The sequence below is a fragment of the Ruegeria sp. CI8 genome (assembly GCF_056536865.1).
On sequence record NZ_JBQFQL010000001.1, the window covers coordinates 1,768,782 to 1,786,108 of the forward strand.

Here is a 17,327-nt window from a genome sequence, read left to right on the forward strand (position 1 = left end):
TCAACTAATCAAGGGACCGCGGAAAACCGCTGATCGACTATAGCGAAAATGCACACTCGGCCAAAAACGCCGGCAGTACCGGGGCGTTTGCGTTGAAGCCATGACGCCATGTCACCCGCCCATCGGACTTTCGACCAATGCGAACGGTGCCCAGATTGCCTTCGACGAACAGGCAGGCGATGCGGCCATGATCTTTCAGTTGATCGAGCAGGGCATCGGGCAGACGTTCCACACCGCCCTGGATGATGATGACATCATAGGGGCCATGCTCGGCCGCCCCCTGCTCCAAAGGTCCGACATGAATGATCGCGTTGTCGATATCCGCCTCCATCAGGCGGGACTGCGCGTCGGCTGCGTTGGCCTCGTCATCCTCGACGCCCACCACAAGCTGCGCCATGTTCGCGGCGACGGCGGTCGAATATCCGAAGGCCGGGGCGATATCCAGAACCACCTCGTCATTCGAAATGTTCAATGCGTCCAGCATCTTCGCCAGAGTCCTCGGCTCCAGCAGGCAGCGCCCATTGCCCAAGTCGATCAGGTCACCAGCATAGGCCACTTCGCGACTGGCGTCCGGCACGAAGTTCTCGCGCTGGACCTTCAGCATGGAATCGATGATCGGGAATTTGGTGACATCAGAGGGCCTGATCTGAGTGTCTACCATCGTGTGGCGTCGGGCTGCGAAATCCGTCATGTGACCGCTCGTATATTTCCCATGGTTGCTCGGCTTTTGCCACATCCGATCCCTCCCGGCAACGGCCAGCCCGGCAAAAATTGCAGGCCGCGACAAAAGTTGCCACTGCGCTGACCGACCATCCAACACCGTGGCCAGCGGATTTTTCAGCAACCCTCTGGACGTTGTTCTGGAAAGCTGCTAGAACCGCGCCTGCACCACGTCAAGTAATTGAAATTGCTTGAAAAGGCGAGTTGGCGGAGTGGTGACGCAGCGGATTGCAAATCCGTGTACACCGGTTCGATTCCGGTACTCGCCTCCAACTTTCTTGCCTCGCACTGCATCGCTGTTCTCTGGTCCTATGATAGTCGCGTGGACCAGTTTGTTGATACGAAACGCCAAAATACGTGCGGAGATGGTTAGCGCAGCCGAGATAACCAGTAACAATCGGCCGCGGATTTAGTCCGCTCCGGGACACCGCCGACGCGCTCGATCCATGCGTGACACCTTCCGAAACCGCGCCTTTTTCTGACCGTCGGTTCAGACCGCGCGCCGGCCTTGCGGAATCACCTCGTATCCCGGCTCTTCCGGTTCATCGTCCTGCATCTCGGCCGGAAAACCGGGCGCGGTAATGCTCAGCCCGGTTGCATCCTCGAGCCGTCGAATGACGTTGGGCGACAGCTCGCGCGCGCCATAGCGGGCGATGGCGTCGTCGAAGATCTTGATCATCAACGGGTTCATCTCCAACGGCACGCCGGCGCGGTCGGCGACCTCCTGGAACAGGCCGATATCCTTTTTCACCAGGTCCATTGTGAAGGAAATATCGCGCGAGCCGTTTAGGATCACCTGGCTTTCGGTTTCATGCACGAAGGACGTGCCAGACGAGATCTTGATCGCCTCGTAGGTGGTGTTCAGGTCCATCCCGGCGGCCTTTGCGGTCACCAGCGCCTCGGCGCAGGTGATCAGGTTGGCGGTGGCCAGATAGTTGGTCAGCACCTTCAGAACCGAGGCAGTGCCCAGATCGCCGGTATGCAGGATGCGCCGGCCCATCGTCGTCAGGAACGGCAGGATCCGCTCGAACGTGGCCCGGTCGCAGCCCGCGAAGATCGAGATATTGCCCGTGGCCGCCCGGTGGCACCCGCCCGAAACCGGGCAGTCCACCGCCGCCCCGCCGCGTTCGATCACCATGGCCCCCAGGCGTTTGACCTCGGCCTCGTCGGTGGTGGACATCTCCATCCAGATCTTACCGTGGGTAACCTCGGGCAGCATCTGCTGCATCACTGCGTCCGAGGCAGCGGGCGACGGCAGGCAGGTGATGACCGCATCGCAATCGCGCATCATCTGGGCCGGGCTTTCACCGGCTTTTGCTCCCTTGGCGGCGAACTCCGCCACAAGATCGGGGTTCAGGTCGTGTACCGTCAGGTCGATACCGTTGCGCAGCAGCGACCCCGACAGCTTGCCCCCCACATTGCCCAAACCGATGAAACCGACCTTCATGTTCTGCCCTCCCGCAGGCGCAATTTCGTTGGCACGAGTATTTCCGTTGCCCATCGACAAAAGAAACGAATAATAAGTCAATCTAAATGCAAAATATTTTGGTGCTGAATGGACCGCCTGCCCAATCCGGCCTGGCTGCGCAGCTTCGAAGCCGCCGCACGCCATCTGAATTTCACCACCGCCGCGCAGGAACTGGGCCTGACCCAGACGGCGGTGTCGCTGCATATCCGCTCGCTCGAGGCGGACCTCGGGCATCCGCTTTTTGCCCGCAACGCCCGACACCTGTCGCTGACCGAGCTGGGCCAGTCCTATGCGCTGACCGTGCGCCGGGCGCTGTCGGATATTGCGCTGTCCACCAACAGCTTGTTCGGCCCCGCCTCGCGGCAGGCGCTGACCATCCGGGCGGCGATATCGACGATGACCTACTGGATCGCGGCCGAGCTGCCCGCGTTCAGCGCCCAGCACCCCGAGGTCCCGGTGCGGCTGGTGTCGCATATCTGGAACGACTCGGCCGCGCCTGCGGATGTGGACGTGGAAATACGGCTGGGCCATGGCGACTGGCCCGGTGTTGCGGCCGAACGGCTGTGCTCGGAACGGCTGGTGCCCGTCTGCCGGGCGCAGGACCCGGCGCCAGACCTGCAAAACGGCCCGTTGATCCACATTCTTGGGTACGAGGACAACTGGGCGCGGTACTTCGAGGCCACGGACACCGACCTGCCCGACCGCCCCGCGCGCCATTCGGCGGATACGACCGTCACCGCGCTGCAACTGGTGATGGCCGGCGCGGGCTACGCCACCGTTCTGGAGCGGTTCGCGCGCAACGCCATTGCCCAGGGCGCGCCGATCCGGGTTGCGGGGCCGGCGATTCCCTTTGCCCAGTCGCACTATCTGATCCGCAGCGTCAGCGCGGCGCCTCCGTCCATCCCTGCCGAGTTGTTCCTAGCCTGGCTACGCGACAGGCTGGCCAGTGATGCCGCGGATTGACCCCGGCAGGTCGCTTTTTCGATCCGACGCAGGGCACTTGGCCCCGCGCGCTTGACAACCCCCCTGCCCGTGCCGCATGTCGCTTGCGTTGGTGTCTGTGCAAACAGATGAAAAGGGAATGCGTCAGCGGTTTTCCGTCAAACGCAGCCGCCCCCGCGACCGTGACCGGAGAGGGTGCCCAAATGCCACTGGCCGCAGGCCGGGAAGGCGGGACATCCGACAGAGCGCCGCTCTGACATCCGCAAGCCGGGAGACCTGCCAACGCCCGAAGACAAACCGGACGGGGTGTTCCGGTGTCGGGCCCATGTCCGCAACGTGGCCCGCGCATACCCCGTCCCCCGACAACCGAGTGAGGGGGGATGAGATACGTGACCGAGACCACACCAGTCGAGCTGCTGGTTTGCACCACCTGCCGACGCGGGCTGCCCATCGAGGATGACGCCCAGCGCCCCGGCACGCTGCTGCACAAGGCGCTGGCCGCTGCCGACCTGCCCGAGGGCATCACCCTGAAGCCGGTCGAATGCCTGTCGAACTGCGATCAGGGCTGCTCGATCGTTCTGCGCGGCGGGCCGTCGCGCTGGACCTTCGTCTATGAAAACCTGAACGAATCCGACCATGTCGAGATCATCGTCGAAGGCGCCACCAAATATCTGGCCGCCGATGATGGCCTTGTGAAATGGCGCGACCGCCCTGAACATTTCCGCAAGAACTGCGCCGCCCGCATTCCCCCGATTGGAGCCTGAGCATGAGCACCCTCGAAAAACTTCCCGTCACCGTCATCACCGGCTTTCTCGGCTCGGGCAAGACCACGCTGATCCGCCATCTGATGCAAAACCCGCAGGGCAAGCGGCTGGCCGTGGTGGTCAACGAATTCGGCGACGTGGGCGTCGATGGCGAAATCCTGAAAAGCTGCGCGATCCCCGACTGCCCGGCGGAAAACATCATGGAACTGGCCAATGGCTGCATCTGCTGCACCGTGGCCGATGACTTCATCCCCACGATCGAGGCGCTGATGGCGCTCGACCCGCGCCCCGATCACATCCTGATCGAAACCAGCGGTCTGGCCCTGCCGAAACCGCTGCTCAAGGCGTTCGACTGGCCCGACATCCGTTCCAAGATCACCGTGGACGGCGTGATCGCTCTGGCCGATGCCGAGGCCGTGGCCGCAGGCCGCTTCGCCCCGAATGTCGCGGCGGTGGATGCCCAGCGCATGGCCGATGACTCGATCGACCACGAAACGCCCCTGTCCGAGGTGTTCGAGGATCAGATCTCGTGCGCCGACATCATCCTGCTGACCAAGCCTGACCTGGCCGGCCCCGAAGGCGTGGCCAAGGCGCGCGAGATCATCGCCGACGAGGCGCCCCGCCCCCTGCCCGTGGTCGAAGTGGCCGAGGGTGCGGTGGACGTGCGCGTGGTGCTGGGGCTGGAGGCCGCAGCCGAGGACGACATGGACGCCCGCCCCTCGCATCACGATGGCCATGACGACCACGAACATGACGATTTCGAAAGCATTGTGGTCGAGCTGCCAGAACAGACCGACCCGGCGCAGCTGGTCGCCAATATCGAGCGTCTGGCGAACGAGCTGAACATCCTGCGGGTCAAGGGCTATGCCGCCGTTCAGGGCAAGCCGATGCGCCTGCTGGTCCAGGCGGTCGGCGCGCGGGTGCGGCACCAGTATGACCGCCCGTGGAAACCCGAGGAAGAGCGCCGCTCGCGCCTTGTGGTCATCGCCGAGCATGACGACATCGACGAGGCCGCGATCCGCGGCATCCTGACGGGCGTCACCGAGGCCGCCGAGTAAGCACCGATGCACGTCGTCTTCCGCGAAAGCCACGGGCTCGAAGAAACCGAGACCCCGACCGATCTGGGCCAGAGCCCGGCGGATCTGGTGGTGCTGTCCTTTTCGGACAGCGACCTGGGTGCTTTCGCGGCCGGCTGGCATCGCGGCGGCGGGCCCGAGGGGCGGATGCCCTCGTTGCGGCTGGCCAACCTGACGGCGCTGAAGCACCCATTGTCGGTCGATACCTATGTCGAGCAGACGCTGGAGGGTGCCAAGGGCATCCTGATCCGGCTGATCGGCGGAGTGCCCTATTGGTCCTACGGGTTGCAGCAGGTGCTGGCGCTGGCGCAGGCCAAGGGCATCGCACTGGCGGTGCTGCCCGCCGACGGGCGCGAGGATATGCGGCTGGACGATTATTCCACCCTGCCGGTCTCGACCCTGCGGCGGCTGGCGCATCTGTGCGACACCGGCGGCGAAGTGGCAGCCCAGGCGGCTCTGGCGCAGATGGCGCTGGCGGCGGGGCTGTATGCCGGGCCGGTGATGGGGGCCAAGACCCTGCCCGACTGCGGCGCGTGGTGCCCGGATCGCGGCGTGATCGCACCCGAGGACACCTTCGCAGGCGAAGGCCGGCGCATCATCGTGACCTTCTACCGCGCCTACCTGACTTCGGCCGATACCGCGCCGGTCGCGGCCCTGATCCGGGAAATCCGCGCGCGGGGTCATCAGGCGGTAGGGCTGTTCGCACCCTCGCTCAAGGCGCCTGCGGCGGCTAAATGGCTGACCGAGAACATCCCAGCGATGGCGCCCTCGGCGATCATCAATGCCACCTCGTTCTCAGGCAAGGGCGCGTCGGGCACATCGCCGTTGGACGTGGCCGGCGTCCCGGTGTTCCAGGTCGCGCTGGCGACCTCGCGCCGCAAGGCCTGGGCCGAGGCCGAACGCGGCCTGTCGCCTGCCGATCTTGCCATGCATGTGGTCCTGCCCGAGGTGGACGGGCGCATCTCGGCCGGTGTCGCCTCGTTCAAGGAACCGGGCAAGCGCGACCCGCATCTGGAATATTCCCGCTTCGCCCACCGCCCCGAGCCCGACCGGATCACCGCCATCGTCGACCGGGCGATGGCCTGGGTGGACCTGGCCGAGAAACCAAAGGCGCAACAGGTCCCCGCGCTGGTCCTCTCCACCTATCCCGGCAAGGACTGGCAGATGGCCCATGCGGTGGGGCTGGACGCGCTGGCCTCGGCCGAGGCGATCCTGTCCGACCTGCAGGGCGCCGGCTATGACACCGCCCCGGCCGAGCCGATTGCAGACACGCTGCTGGACGCCCGGACTTCCTGGCCGGTCTCGGCCTACCGCGCGGCGCTGGCGCAACTGCCCGAGGCGTTGCGCGCCGATCTGGAAACCGTCTGGCGCGCGCCCGAGGACGACCCGGCCTGCGCCGATGGGGCCTTTCACTTCACCGCGCTTCGGCGCGGCAAGGCGCTGGTGGCGTTACAGCCCGAACGCGGCACTCCGGAACTGCGCGACGACGAATACCACGACCTGTCGCGCACGCCCCGGCACGGCTACGTAGCCTTCTACCTGTGGCTGCGGCACGGGTTGGGGGCGGATGCGCTGATCCATATTGGCGCCCACGGCACGCTGGAATGGCTGCCGGGCAAATCGGTGGCTTTGTCGGCCGAGTGCTGGCCCGAGGCGCTGATCGGCGACCTGCCGGTGATCTATCCGTTCATCGTGAACGACCCGGGCGAGGCCGCGCAGGCCAAGCGCCGGATCGGGGCCGTCACGCTGGGCCACATCCCGCCACCGATGAAGCAAAGCAGCACGCCCGACCGCATGGTGCGGCTGGAATCGCTGCTGGACGAGTTCTCGAACGCCGACGGGCTCGACCCCAGGCGGCGCGACCGGTTGCAGGCCGATATCCGTGATGAGGCGCAGGCCATCGGGCTCGAGGCCGATCTGGGGCTGGATCAGGCCACCAGCACCGCCGAGGCGATCACCCGCATCGACCGCTTCGTCTGTGACATCAAGGAAAGCCAGTTCGGCGACGGGCTGCACGTCTTTGGCCGCGCGCCGCAGGTTGCGGGCAATTTCGATACTGCCGCGTCAGCACAGACCGAACGGCGGGCCCTGCTGGATGCCTTGGCCGGCAAACGGATTGAGGCTGGCCCGTCCGGCTCGCCCTATCGCGGGCGCACCGACGTGCTGCCCACCGGGCGCAACCTGTTCACCACCGATCCGCGATCGGTCCCCACCCGCGCCGCCTTTGCGCAGGGGGTGAAACTGGCCGAGGAACTGGTGCGCCGCCACCTGCAGGAGGAGGGCGACTACCCCAAGGGCCTGATCGTCGATCTGTGGGGCTCGGCCACGATGCGCACGGCGGGCGAGGAATTCGCAATGGCGCTGCACCTGCTGGGCGTCAGACCGGTCTGGGATCCGGGGTCAGAGCGCGTGAGCGGGATCGAGGTTCTGCCGATCACCGACCTGGAACGCCCGCGGCTGGACGTGACCCTGCGTGTCTCGGGCCTGTTCCGCGACGTGTTTCCGACCCTGTCGGCGCTGTTTGCTCAGGCGGTCCGCGCGCTGTCAGAACGCGACGAGGCGCCCGACTGGAACCCCTATGCCGGCCACGCTCCCGCCGCCCGCGTCTATGGCCCGGCGCCGGGCAGCTATGGGCTGAACATGACCCACCTGTCGGAAACCTATACCGACGAGGCGCGCGCGCAGGCCGGTCAGGCCTGGCTGGATGCCAGCGCCTTTGCCTTCGAGGGCGAGCACATTGCCCACGACCCCGACGGGATCACCCAGCGCGTGGCGCAGGCCGACAGTTTCGTGCACCTGCAGGACCTGACCGAGACCGACCTGCTGCTGGCCAATGACTATGCGACGCACGAGGCCGGCTTTGCCGCCGCCAAGAAGCTGACCGGCGGCCAGGCGCATCTGTACCACCTGGACAATACCCGCACAGAAACACCCCGCGCCCGCACCCTGCCCGAGGAAATCAGCCGCGTGGTCCACGCCCGCGCCGCCAACCCCGACTGGATCGCCGGGATGCAGCGCCACGGCTTCCGCGGCGCGGCCGAGATCGCGGCGACGCTGGATCACATGGCCTCGTTCGCACATCTGTCAGGCAGCGTCGCCCCGCATTTGTTCGACCTCTACCACGATGCCACCCTGGGCAACCCCGTGGTGGAGGCGTTTTTGCAGCAAGCCAACCCGCAGGCCCATCAGGCCATGCAGGACAGGTTCCGCGCACTTTACGAGGCCGGGTTGTGGAACACCCGCCGCAACTCGATCCGCGCCGATCTGGAGGGGTTGGGATGAGCGCCCCGGTCGTTCAGGGCTGGTGCCCCGGCGCGCATCGCCCGATGATGTCCGGCGACGGGTTGGTGGTACGGGTGCGCCCGCGGCTGGCCCGGCTAAGCGCCGCGCAAACGCTGGGGCTGTGCGATCTGGCCTTGCGGTTCGGCAACGGCACCATCGACCTGACCAACCGCGCCAACCTGCAACTTCGCGGCGTGGCCGAGGCCGACCATCAGGCGCTGCTGGCAGAGCTGTCGGCGCTGAACCTGCTGGATGCCGAACCGGGCATCGAAACCCGGCGCAACATCCTTGTGTCACCGCTTTTCCAACCCGGCGACCTGACCGCGCGCCTGACACAGGCATTGATCGACCGGCTGGGCGATCTGCCCGCTTTGCCCGCCAAGTTCGGCTTTGCGGTGGATACCGGCGCGGCACGGCTGCTGACCGAGGACTCGGCCGATATCCGGCTGGAGCGGGGAGCTTCGGGCCTGATCCTGCGCGCCGACGGGGCCGAGACCGGCCGCTTGGTGAGCGAAGATGAGGCGATCGATCGCGTGATCGATCTGGCCCAATGGTTCTCCGAGCGCTTCACTTCTGACACCCGACGCATGGCCCGCCTGATTGCGGTGCAGGTTCTGCCCGACGAATGGCAGGGCCACGCCCCCGGCCCCACGGCACCGGCGCCGCAACCCGGCAACGGCGCAATCGGCCCGATCTACGGCGCGGCCTTCGGGCAACTGTCCGCCGCCGAGTTGCGCGCACTGGTCGAGGCCTCGGGCGCCGCCGCCCTACGCGTCACGCCCTGGCGGTTGTTCCTGCTGGAAGGCGGGGCGGCGATCCCCGCTCCGGCCTTCGTGACGGACGGCGCCGACCCTCTGTTGACCACCGACGCCTGCCCCGGCGCGCCATTCTGCCCGCAGGCGCAGGCCGAAACCCGGGCCATCGCCCGCGCGCTGGCTCCGAGCGTGTCCGGCAGCCTGCATGTCTCGGGCTGCGCCAAGGGCTGCGCGCGCATGGGCGCGGCCGACCTGACGCTGGTGGGCCGCGATGGGCGATTTGATCTTGTAAAACACGGCCGCGCGGGGGATGAGCCCCTCCAGCGCGGGCTGGACCCCGAAACACTGAAGACCATGGACCTGACCTGATGCCCTATGAATACGAAACCGACGGCGCGGCGATCTACAAGCAATCCTTCGCCACGATCCGGTCCGAGGCCGATCTGGCCCGTTTCGACCCCGACGAAGAACAGGTCGCCGTCCGCATGATCCATGCCGCCGGGATGGTCGGGCTGGAAGAATTCATCCATTTCTCGGACGGATTCGTGCGCACCGCCCGCACCGCGCTGGAAAACGGCGCGCCGATCCTGTGCGACGCGCGGATGGTGTCCGAAGGCGTCACCCGCTTTCGCCTGCCCGCCGACAACCAAGTCATCTGCACCCTGCACGACGACCGCGTGCGCCCGCTGGTCGAGAAGATGGGCAACACCCGATCCGCCGCCGCGCTGGAACTGTGGCGCCCGCATCTGGAGGGTGCGCTGGTGGCCATCGGCAATGCGCCCACGGCGCTGTTTCACCTGTTGAACATGCTCGAGGACCCCGACTGCCCCCGCCCCGCCGCGATCATCGGCTGCCCCGTGGGCTTTGTCGGCGCGGTCGAATCCAAGGACGCCCTGTGGGAGGCCCAGCCGGTGCCCAGCTGCATCGTCAAGGGCCGCTTGGGCGGCAGCGCCATCACCGTTGCCGCGATCAACGCCATCGCAAGCCGGGCGGAATGAGCATGGGCACGATCTATGGCGTGGGCCTCGGCCCAGGCGACCCCGATTTGATGAGCGTCCGGGCCGACCGCCTGTTGCGCGGCGCGAAACACGTGGCCTATTTCCGCAAGCCCGGCCGAACCGGGCAGGCGCGCAAGATCGTCAACGAGATGATCCGCGACGATGCGGTCGAGTTCCCAATGGAATACCCCGTCACGACCGAGATCCCGGTCACCGATCCGCGCTACAACGCTCTGCTGGCCGAGTTCTACGAACGCTGCACCGCACGCTTGAAAGAACTGGCCGATCAGGGCGAGGACGTGGTGGTGCTGTGCGAGGGAGATCCGTTCTTCTACGGCTCGTTCATGCATCTCTACAGCCGCCTGCGCGACGTCGTGCCCGTCGAGGTGGTGCCGGCGATCACCGGCATGTCAGGCGCTTGGACGGCCACGGGCGATCCGATCACCTGGGGCGATGACATCCTCACGGTGCTGATGGGAACCCTTCCCGAAGATGTTCTGGCAGACCGCATGGCGCGCACCGACGCGCTGGTGGTGATGAAGATCGGCCGCAACATCGACAAGGTGAAACGCGCGCTGAAAACGGCGGGCCTGTTCGACCGGGCCTGGATCGTGGAATACGCGCAGATGCCCAACCAGACCGTCCGCAAGCTGAGCGACGCCTGCACCGAGATCACGCCCTATTTCTCGATCATCATCGTGCACGGACAGGGGCGGCGGCCATGAGCGGCTGGGTCAAGATCGCCGGACTTGGCCCCGGAAACGAGGCGCTGGTGACCTCCGAGGTGACCGCCGCCTTGGCCGAGGCGACTGATGTGGTGGGCTATATTCCCTACGTCGCGCGGGTGGCCAAACGGCCGGGCCTGACCCTGCACGCCAGCGACAACCGAGTCGAGATCGACCGCTCGCAGCACGCGCTGCGCATGGCGGCCGAGGGCAAGCGGGTGGTCGTGGTCTCGTCGGGCGATCCGGGCGTGTTTGCCATGGCCGCCGCCGTATTCGAGGCGCTGGAAACCGGCCCGGACACCTGGCGTGAAATCCCTGTCGAGGTTCTGCCCGGCATCACCGCCATGCTGGCCGCGGCAGCCCGGGCGGGCGCGCCGCTGGGCCATGATTTCTGCGCCATCAACCTCAGCGACAACCTCAAGCCATGGGCCGTGATCGAGAAACGCCTGCGGCTGGCCGCGCAGGCCGATTTCGCAATGGCCTTCTACAATCCACGCTCGAAGTCGCGGCCTGAAGGCTTTGTGAAGACACTGGAAATCCTGCGACAGGAATGCGAGCCCGAGCGCCTGATCCTGTTCGCCCGCGCCGTATGTCGCCCAGACGAGGCGATCCACATCGCGACCCTGGCCGAGGCAACGCCCGACATGGCCGACATGCAGACGGTGGTGATCGTCGGCTCGTCGCTGACCCGCGTCATCGACCGGCCCATAGGCCCCATCGTCTATACGCCAAGGTCCACGCCGGAATGAGCCAGCCAGTCCAAAACCCGCGGCACGCTCGTCAACTCGACCCGGCGGGGCAGCCTGGGCCGGTCGATCATCAGCACCGGGATGCCCAGCGCTCGCGCGGCGTCCAGCTTGGCGCGCGCGCCGGTGCCGCCGGCGTTCTTGGACACCACCAGTTCAGTTCGGTGCCGGCGCATCAGCGCCGTGTCTTCTTCAACCGTAAAAGGCCCGCGCGAAACGACCACGTCGCAATCGGCAAAGGGCAGCGAGCCGGGTTCGTCGACCAGCCGCAGAAGATAGTGATGCTGGGGCTGCGCCGCGAAATCCTCGAGATGCATGCGCCCCACCGCAAGGAACACCCGACGCGGCGGCCCGGCCAGCGCGGCAACGGCGCTGGCGATGTCGGGCACGCGCTGCCACCGGTCGCCGGGCGCGGCCGTCCATTCCGCGCGGGTCAACGCGGCCAGCGGCGTCTGCGTCTGCTGGCAGGCGGCGATGGTATTGCGGCTCATCCGCGCGGCAAAGGGATGGGTGGCGTCGATCACATGGGTCACGCCGTTGTCGCGGATGTGACGCGCCAGACCCTCGGCCCCGCCGAAGCCACCTACGCGCGTAGGCAGCGGTTGCGGCCGCGGGTTGTCGACCCGGCCCGCATAGGAATAGGTTGCCGCCACACCCAAATCCGCCACGGCGCGGGCCAATGCGTTGGCCTCGGTCGTGCCGCCAAGGATCAGGAGGTTGGGCATGTCTGAAACTCCGTGGCTGACCATTCTGGGCCTGGGCGAGGATGGACTGGATGGCCTGTCGGCCGCAAGCCGTCAAGAGCTGGAGCGCGCCGAGGTCATCATGGGCCCGCCCCGGCACCTATCGCTGGTTCCCGAAACCGGAGCCGAACGCATCGCATGGCCGGTGCCGTTCGCCGACGGGCTACCCATCCTGCAGGGGCTTAAGGGCCGGCGCACGGTGGTGCTGGCCTCGGGCGATCCGTTCTGGTTTGGCGCCGGATCGGTGATCGCGCGCAATTTCGCCCCTTGGGAGTGGGCGGCACGGCCGGGCCAGTCGACCTTCTCGCTGGCAGCCGCGCGGTTGGGCTGGCCGTTGGAAAGCACTGCCACCTTCGGCCTGCACGCTGCCCCTCTGACCCGCCTGCGTCCGCATCTGTCACGCGGCCTGCGCGCCATCATCCTGCTGCGCGACGGGGCCGCGGTGGCCGAGCTGGCCCGCTATCTGACCGAGACCGGGTTCGGCGACACGACCCTGCACGTGATGGAGGCCCTCGGCGGCCCTCGGGAACGCGCGCGCAGCATGTCCCTGACCGAAGCCTTGCTGGGCGCGTTCGAGCATCCGGTCTGCGTGGCGCTCGAGGTTGCGGGCGAAGGGCCTGCGCTGCCGTTGGCCTCGGGCAAACCCGACGAGATTTTCGAAACCGACGGGCAGATCACCAAACGGCCGGTGCGCGCGCTGACCCTGTCGGCGCTGGCGCCCACGCGGGGCGAGCATCTGTGGGACATCGGCGGCGGCAGCGGCTCGATCGGCATCGAGTGGCTGATGTCCGACCCGTCCCTGACCGCCACAACGATCGAGCCGCGCGCCGACCGCGCCGCGCGCATCCGCGCCAATGCCGACGCGCTGGGGCAGGATCGTTTGCAGGTGATCCATGGCCGGGCCCCCGAGGCGCTGGACGGTCTGCCCCTGCCCAACGTCGTGTTCATCGGCGGTGGGCTGAGCGACGCACTGCTGGACTGGCTCGTGAGCAATCTCCCTTCCGGCACCCGGCTGGTCGCCAACGCCGTGACGCTGGAAAGCGAAGCGGTGCTGAGCCATTGGCACGCCAAGCTGGGCGGCGACCTGCTGCGGATCGAGCTGGCGCAGGCCGGCGACCTCGGCCCCCGGCGCGGTTGGAAATCGGCCTATCCGGTCGTGCAGTGGAGCGTGACACTATGATCGTGGCCGGGCTTGGATTTTCGTCCATCGCGACCTGCGCCAGCCTGCGAGCCGCGTTCGACCGCGCCACTGCCGGGCAGGCGGTGGACGCGCTGGCCACCGCCGCCGACAAGGCCGGCCACCCGGCGCTGGCCGAATTTGCCGCCGCCTGCGCCCTGCCCCTGCATTTCGCGGACCCCGCCGATCTGGCCGGGCAACGCACCTTCACCTGCTCGCCCCGCAGCCGCGCCAGTCATGGCACCGGCAGCGTGGCCGAAGCTTCCGCCCTTGCCGCCGCCGGACCGGGCGCGCGGCTGCTTTCACCCCGACAGATCTCGGACGACCGGCTTGCCACCTGCGCGGTCGCCATCGGAGGACAGACATGACCGTTCATTTCATCGGCGCCGGACCGGGCGCCGCCGACCTTCTGACCCTGCGCGGACGCGACATCATCGCCGCTTGCCCGGTGTGCCTGTATGCCGGGTCGCTTGTGCCCAAAGAAATCTTGGCTCATTGCCCCAAAGGTGCGCGCATCGTGAACACCGCGCCTATGGATCTGGATCAGATCATGGCTGAAATCAAAACCGCCCATGACGCCGGCCAAGACGTGGCCCGCCTGCATTCGGGTGACCTGTCGGTCTGGTCGGCGATGGGCGAACAGATCCGGCGCCTGAAACAGATGGGCATTCCAGTCAGTGTGACGCCCGGCGTGCCGTCCTTTGCCGCCGCAGCAGCCGCTTTGGGCACCGAGCTGACCCTGCCCGGGCTGGCGCAATCGGTGGTGTTGACGCGGACCCCGGGGCGCGCCTCGTCCATGCCCGAGAGCGAAACGCTGGAAAACTTCGCCCGCACCGGCGCGACGCTGGCCATCCACCTGTCGATCGGCAATCTGGACAAGGTGGTGGCTGACCTGAGTCCCACCTATGGCGCCGATTGTCCCGTGGCCGTAGTGTACCGCGCAAGCTGGCCGGATGAGCGGATCATCCGCGCCACGCTGCGCACGTTGAAAGACTCGCTGGACGAGAGCATCTCGCGCACCGCGCTGATCCTGGTCGGGCCGGCACTGGCCGGTGAAGGCTTCGATGAAAGCTGTCTGTATTCAAAGACCTATGACCGTCGCTATCGTCCGCAAAGCGCCGACAGCCCGTGGTCGAGCTGGAGTCACGGCGATGACTAACCCGCCCGGACTGCTGATCTCGGCCCCATCCTCGGGGACGGGCAAGACCACGGTGATGCTGGGCCTGCTGCGCGCTCTGGCCGAGGACGGGCTGACCGTGCAGCCCTTCAAGAGCGGGCCGGATTACATCGACCCGGCCTTTCACCGGGCGGCGGCGGGGCGAGCCTCATTCAACCTGGACAGTTGGGCGATGGGCGCGCCGTTGCTGGGCGCGATTGCGGCGCAGGCCAAGGGCGCCGACATCGTGGTGGCCGAAGGGTCGATGGGCCTGTTCGACGGGGTCGCCAAGCCGGGCGAGTTGGGCCACGGGTCCAGCGCCGAGACCGCGCTGCGCATGGGCTGGCCGGTGGTTCTGGTGCTGGATGTGGGTGGCCAGGCGCAATCGGCCGCCGCAACGGCGCTGGGGTTCCGGATGTACAACCCCGACCTGCCCTTTGCCGGTGTGATCCTGAACCGCTGCGCCAGCCCACGCCACGAACGCCTGACCCGCCTGGGGATGGAGCGCGCGGGCCTGCCGGTTCTGGGCGTCCTGCCCCGGCGCGGCGACCTGACCCTGCCCGAGCGGCATCTGGGCCTGATCCAGGCGGTCGAGCACCCCGATCTGGAAAGCGCAATTGCCAGCTACGCGGCCTTTCTGCGCGAACATGTGGATCTGGAAGCGATCATGCGGGCGGCCTCCTCGGGCCCGATGGGGCCGTCGTCGGCCGCGCTGCCGCGCCCTCCGGCGCAACGGATCGCACTGGCCCGGGACGCGGCGTTTTCCTTTACCTATCCGCATCTTCTGGAAGGCTGGCGGGCGGCCGGGGCCGAGATCCTGCCGTTTTCTCCGCTGGCGGACGAGGCGCCGGCCCCGGATGCCGATCTGGTCTGGTTGCCCGGCGGGTACCCCGAACTGCACGCCGGAACCCTGGCTGCGGCAGAGCAGTTCCTGACCGGCTTGCGCAGACATGCCGAAACGCGGCCCGTGCATGGCGAATGCGGCGGCTACATGGCCCTGGGCGAAGGGCTGATCGACAAGGACGGCACCCGCCACCGGATGGCAGGGCTGCTGGGCCTTGTCACTTCGTACGAGAAGCGCAAGTTCAACCTGGGCTATCGCCGGGCCGAGTTGCTGGCCGACATGCCCGGGTTCTCGGCCGGGACCGCGCTGCGGGGGCACGAGTTCCACTATTCCTCGATCATCGAGCAGCCCGACGCGCCCCTGGCACGGGTTTTTGACGCCGAAGGCGCCGAAGGCCCACAGACCGGATCGCGCCGCGGACATGTCACCGGTACGTTCTTCCATCTTATCGCAGAGGCCAGCGCATGAGCGGTTTCGTTTCCTTCATCGGGTCCGGTCCCGGCGACCCGGAGCTGTTGACCCTCAAGGCCGTGGACCGGCTGCAAAAGGCCGACGCGGTTCTGTTCGACGACCTCAGCAGCGGGCCGATCCTGAGCCATGCGCGCAAGGAGGCCGACCTTGTGGGTGTGGGCAAGCGCGCCGGGCGGCCCTCGCCCAAGCAGGACCATGTCAGCCGCCTGCTGGTCGAGTACGCCCAGACCGGCCAGCGGATCGTGCGGTTGAAATCGGGCGATGGCGGCCTGTTCGGACGGCTAGAGGAGGAATTGGCGGCCCTGCGCGCTGCCGGGATCGCGTACGAGATCATTCCGGGCATCCCCTCGGCCATTGCCGCGGCCGCAGCGGCGGGCATCCCGCTGACCCGGCGCCTGACCGCGCGCAGGGTGCAATTCGTCACCGGCCACGATGTCAGCGGCAAGCTGCCCAAGGACCTGAACCTGCCCGCGCTGGCCGACCCGGGTGCGACGACCGTGGTGTTCATGGGCAAGCGCACCTTTCCCCTGCTGGCGCAGGCGCTGGACGCGCATGGGCTGCCGCTGGACACGCCAGCAATGATGGCCGAGTCGGTTTCGACGCCTGAGCAATCGCTGCACCGGTCCACCGTCGGCGCACTGGCCGAGCGTCTGGGCTCCGAGATCGGCACCGCGCCGGCGCTGATCCTTTATGGCCCGCTGGCGGAGTTCGACGATGATTGATCTGGTCTTGATCGGGATCGGCACCGGCAACCCGGACCACGTGACCTTTCAGGGGGCGCAGGCGATCCGCGCGGCCGATCTGATCCTGATCCCGCGCAAGGGCGCCAACAAGGCCGATCTGGCCGGCGTGCGCGAGGAAATCATTCGCAAGGTCACCGACACACCACCCCAAATCGCCTATTTCGACATCCCCGGGCGCCGGTCGCAGGATGGCTACCTGCGCGGCGTGGATGAATGGCACGACGCAATCGCCCTGCGCTGGCAGGAGGTGATGGCCCGGCGCCCCGAGTCGCGCACCGTCGCCCTGCTGATCTGGGGCGACCCGTCGCTCTATGACAGTTCGCTGCGAATCGCGGCGCGGCTGGACCCGCAGCCGAACACGACCGTGATCCCCGGCATCACGGCGCTGCAGGCGCTGACGGCGGCCCATGCCATGCCGATCAACGAAATCGGCGCGCCTTATATGGTCACCACCGGCCGGCGCATCCGCGACGAGGGCTGGCCCAGCGACGCCGATACGGTTGCGGTGATGCTGGATGGCGAATGTTCGTTCCAGACGCTGGACATGGCCGATTTTGACATCTGGTGGGGGGCTTACGTGGGTATGCCCGAGCAGATCCTGATCAAAGGTCCGCTGGCCGATGTGGCCGATGAGATCCTGCGCAACCGCACCGAGGCTCGCGCCCGGCACGGCTGGATCATGGATATCTATGTTCTGAAAAAGCGCGGGAATTGACG

The 17,327-nt window shown here is 67.2% G+C and carries 17 protein-coding genes, 1 tRNA gene and 1 riboswitch; of the genes, 15 read left to right on the top strand and 3 right to left on the bottom strand.

The window, feature by feature from the left end; genetic code table 11:
* Positions 1-37: 37 nt before the first annotated feature.
* Positions 38-691, bottom strand: a complete 654-nt coding sequence (locus ACR0DA_RS08770) for a protein-L-isoaspartate O-methyltransferase family protein (RefSeq protein ID WP_480753630.1) — start codon at positions 689-691, stop codon at positions 38-40.
* Positions 692-918: 227 nt separating this feature from the next.
* Between ACR0DA_RS08770 and ACR0DA_RS08775 the strand changes: the two genes are divergently transcribed.
* Positions 919-992, top strand: a tRNA-Cys gene (locus ACR0DA_RS08775).
* Between the two features lie 218 nt (positions 993-1,210).
* Here the strand turns inward: ACR0DA_RS08775 and ACR0DA_RS08780 are convergent.
* Complete coding sequence (locus tag ACR0DA_RS08780) at positions 1,211-2,167, bottom strand: NAD(P)-dependent oxidoreductase (RefSeq protein ID WP_170599331.1); 957 nt, start codon at positions 2,165-2,167, stop codon at positions 1,211-1,213.
* Between the two features lie 108 nt (positions 2,168-2,275).
* Between ACR0DA_RS08780 and ACR0DA_RS08785 the strand changes: the two genes are divergently transcribed.
* The 8 genes from ACR0DA_RS08785 to cobJ all read left to right on the top strand — a co-directional run bounded on the left by ACR0DA_RS08785 (position 2,276) and on the right by cobJ (position 11,479).
* A complete protein-coding gene (locus ACR0DA_RS08785; RefSeq protein WP_480753631.1) occupies positions 2,276-3,151 on the top strand; it encodes a LysR family transcriptional regulator in 876 nt (291 codons plus the stop codon).
* Between the two features lie 72 nt (positions 3,152-3,223).
* Positions 3,224-3,428, top strand: a riboswitch (cobalamin riboswitch).
* Between the two features lie 82 nt (positions 3,429-3,510).
* Positions 3,511-3,894: a DUF1636 family protein gene (locus ACR0DA_RS08790; RefSeq protein ID WP_170370777.1), complete on the top strand. Its 384-nt coding sequence runs from the start codon at positions 3,511-3,513 to the stop codon at positions 3,892-3,894.
* Positions 3,895-3,896: 2 nt separating this feature from the next.
* Positions 3,897-4,952 carry a cobalamin biosynthesis protein CobW gene (gene cobW / locus ACR0DA_RS08795; RefSeq protein ID WP_480753633.1) on the top strand — a complete coding sequence of 352 codons (1,056 nt, stop codon included), beginning with the start codon at positions 3,897-3,899 and terminating at the stop codon, positions 4,950-4,952.
* Positions 4,953-4,958: 6 nt separating this feature from the next.
* A complete protein-coding gene (gene cobN / locus ACR0DA_RS08800; RefSeq protein ID WP_480753634.1) occupies positions 4,959-8,252 on the top strand; it encodes a cobaltochelatase subunit CobN in 3,294 nt (1,097 codons plus the stop codon).
* The gene (gene cobG / locus ACR0DA_RS08805; RefSeq protein ID WP_480753636.1) at positions 8,249-9,376 is read left to right on the top strand and encodes a precorrin-3B synthase; all 1,128 of its coding nucleotides are present in this window, start codon (positions 8,249-8,251) and stop codon (positions 9,374-9,376) included. The genes cobN and cobG overlap by 4 nt, the downstream gene beginning before the upstream one ends.
* Complete coding sequence (locus ACR0DA_RS08810) at positions 9,376-10,005, top strand: precorrin-8X methylmutase (protein WP_480753637.1); 630 nt, start codon at positions 9,376-9,378, stop codon at positions 10,003-10,005. The genes cobG and ACR0DA_RS08810 overlap by 1 nt, the downstream gene beginning before the upstream one ends.
* Positions 10,002-10,730, top strand: coding sequence for a precorrin-2 C(20)-methyltransferase (locus tag ACR0DA_RS08815; RefSeq protein WP_170599322.1), 729 nt, complete (start codon positions 10,002-10,004; stop codon positions 10,728-10,730). The genes ACR0DA_RS08810 and ACR0DA_RS08815 overlap by 4 nt, the downstream gene beginning before the upstream one ends.
* The gene (gene cobJ, locus ACR0DA_RS08820) at positions 10,727-11,479 is read left to right on the top strand and encodes a precorrin-3B C(17)-methyltransferase (protein ID WP_170438064.1); all 753 of its coding nucleotides are present in this window, start codon (positions 10,727-10,729) and stop codon (positions 11,477-11,479) included. Before ACR0DA_RS08815 ends, cobJ begins: the two co-directional genes overlap by 4 nt.
* Here cobJ and ACR0DA_RS08825 read toward each other — a convergent pair.
* A complete protein-coding gene (locus ACR0DA_RS08825) occupies positions 11,452-12,201 on the bottom strand; it encodes a cobalt-precorrin-6A reductase (RefSeq protein WP_170443302.1) in 750 nt (249 codons plus the stop codon). The genes cobJ and ACR0DA_RS08825 overlap by 28 nt on opposite strands.
* Between ACR0DA_RS08825 and cbiE the strand changes: the two genes are divergently transcribed.
* Genes cbiE through cobF form a run of 6 tightly spaced genes read left to right on the top strand, consistent with a single transcriptional unit; the run spans position 12,200 to position 17,325 of the window.
* A complete protein-coding gene (gene cbiE, locus ACR0DA_RS08830) occupies positions 12,200-13,399 on the top strand; it encodes a precorrin-6y C5,15-methyltransferase (decarboxylating) subunit CbiE (protein ID WP_480753639.1) in 1,200 nt (399 codons plus the stop codon). The genes ACR0DA_RS08825 and cbiE overlap by 2 nt on opposite strands.
* The gene (locus ACR0DA_RS08835) at positions 13,396-13,764 is read left to right on the top strand and encodes a cobalamin biosynthesis protein (protein ID WP_480753924.1); all 369 of its coding nucleotides are present in this window, start codon (positions 13,396-13,398) and stop codon (positions 13,762-13,764) included. The genes cbiE and ACR0DA_RS08835 overlap by 4 nt, the downstream gene beginning before the upstream one ends.
* Positions 13,761-14,555 carry a precorrin-4 C(11)-methyltransferase gene (gene cobM / locus ACR0DA_RS08840; RefSeq protein WP_480753641.1) on the top strand — a complete coding sequence of 265 codons (795 nt, stop codon included), beginning with the start codon at positions 13,761-13,763 and terminating at the stop codon, positions 14,553-14,555. Before ACR0DA_RS08835 ends, cobM begins: the two co-directional genes overlap by 4 nt.
* Positions 14,548-15,864, top strand: coding sequence for a cobyrinic acid a,c-diamide synthase CobB (locus ACR0DA_RS08845; RefSeq protein ID WP_480753642.1), 1,317 nt, complete (start codon positions 14,548-14,550; stop codon positions 15,862-15,864). The genes cobM and ACR0DA_RS08845 overlap by 8 nt, the downstream gene beginning before the upstream one ends.
* On the top strand, positions 15,861-16,589 hold the full coding sequence (gene cobA / locus ACR0DA_RS08850) for a uroporphyrinogen-III C-methyltransferase (RefSeq protein ID WP_480753643.1): 729 nt from the start codon (positions 15,861-15,863) through the stop codon (positions 16,587-16,589). The genes ACR0DA_RS08845 and cobA overlap by 4 nt, the downstream gene beginning before the upstream one ends.
* On the top strand, positions 16,582-17,325 hold the full coding sequence (cobF, locus tag ACR0DA_RS08855; protein WP_480753645.1) for a precorrin-6A synthase (deacetylating): 744 nt from the start codon (positions 16,582-16,584) through the stop codon (positions 17,323-17,325). Before cobA ends, cobF begins: the two co-directional genes overlap by 8 nt.
* The last annotated feature ends 2 nt before the right edge of the window (positions 17,326-17,327 follow it).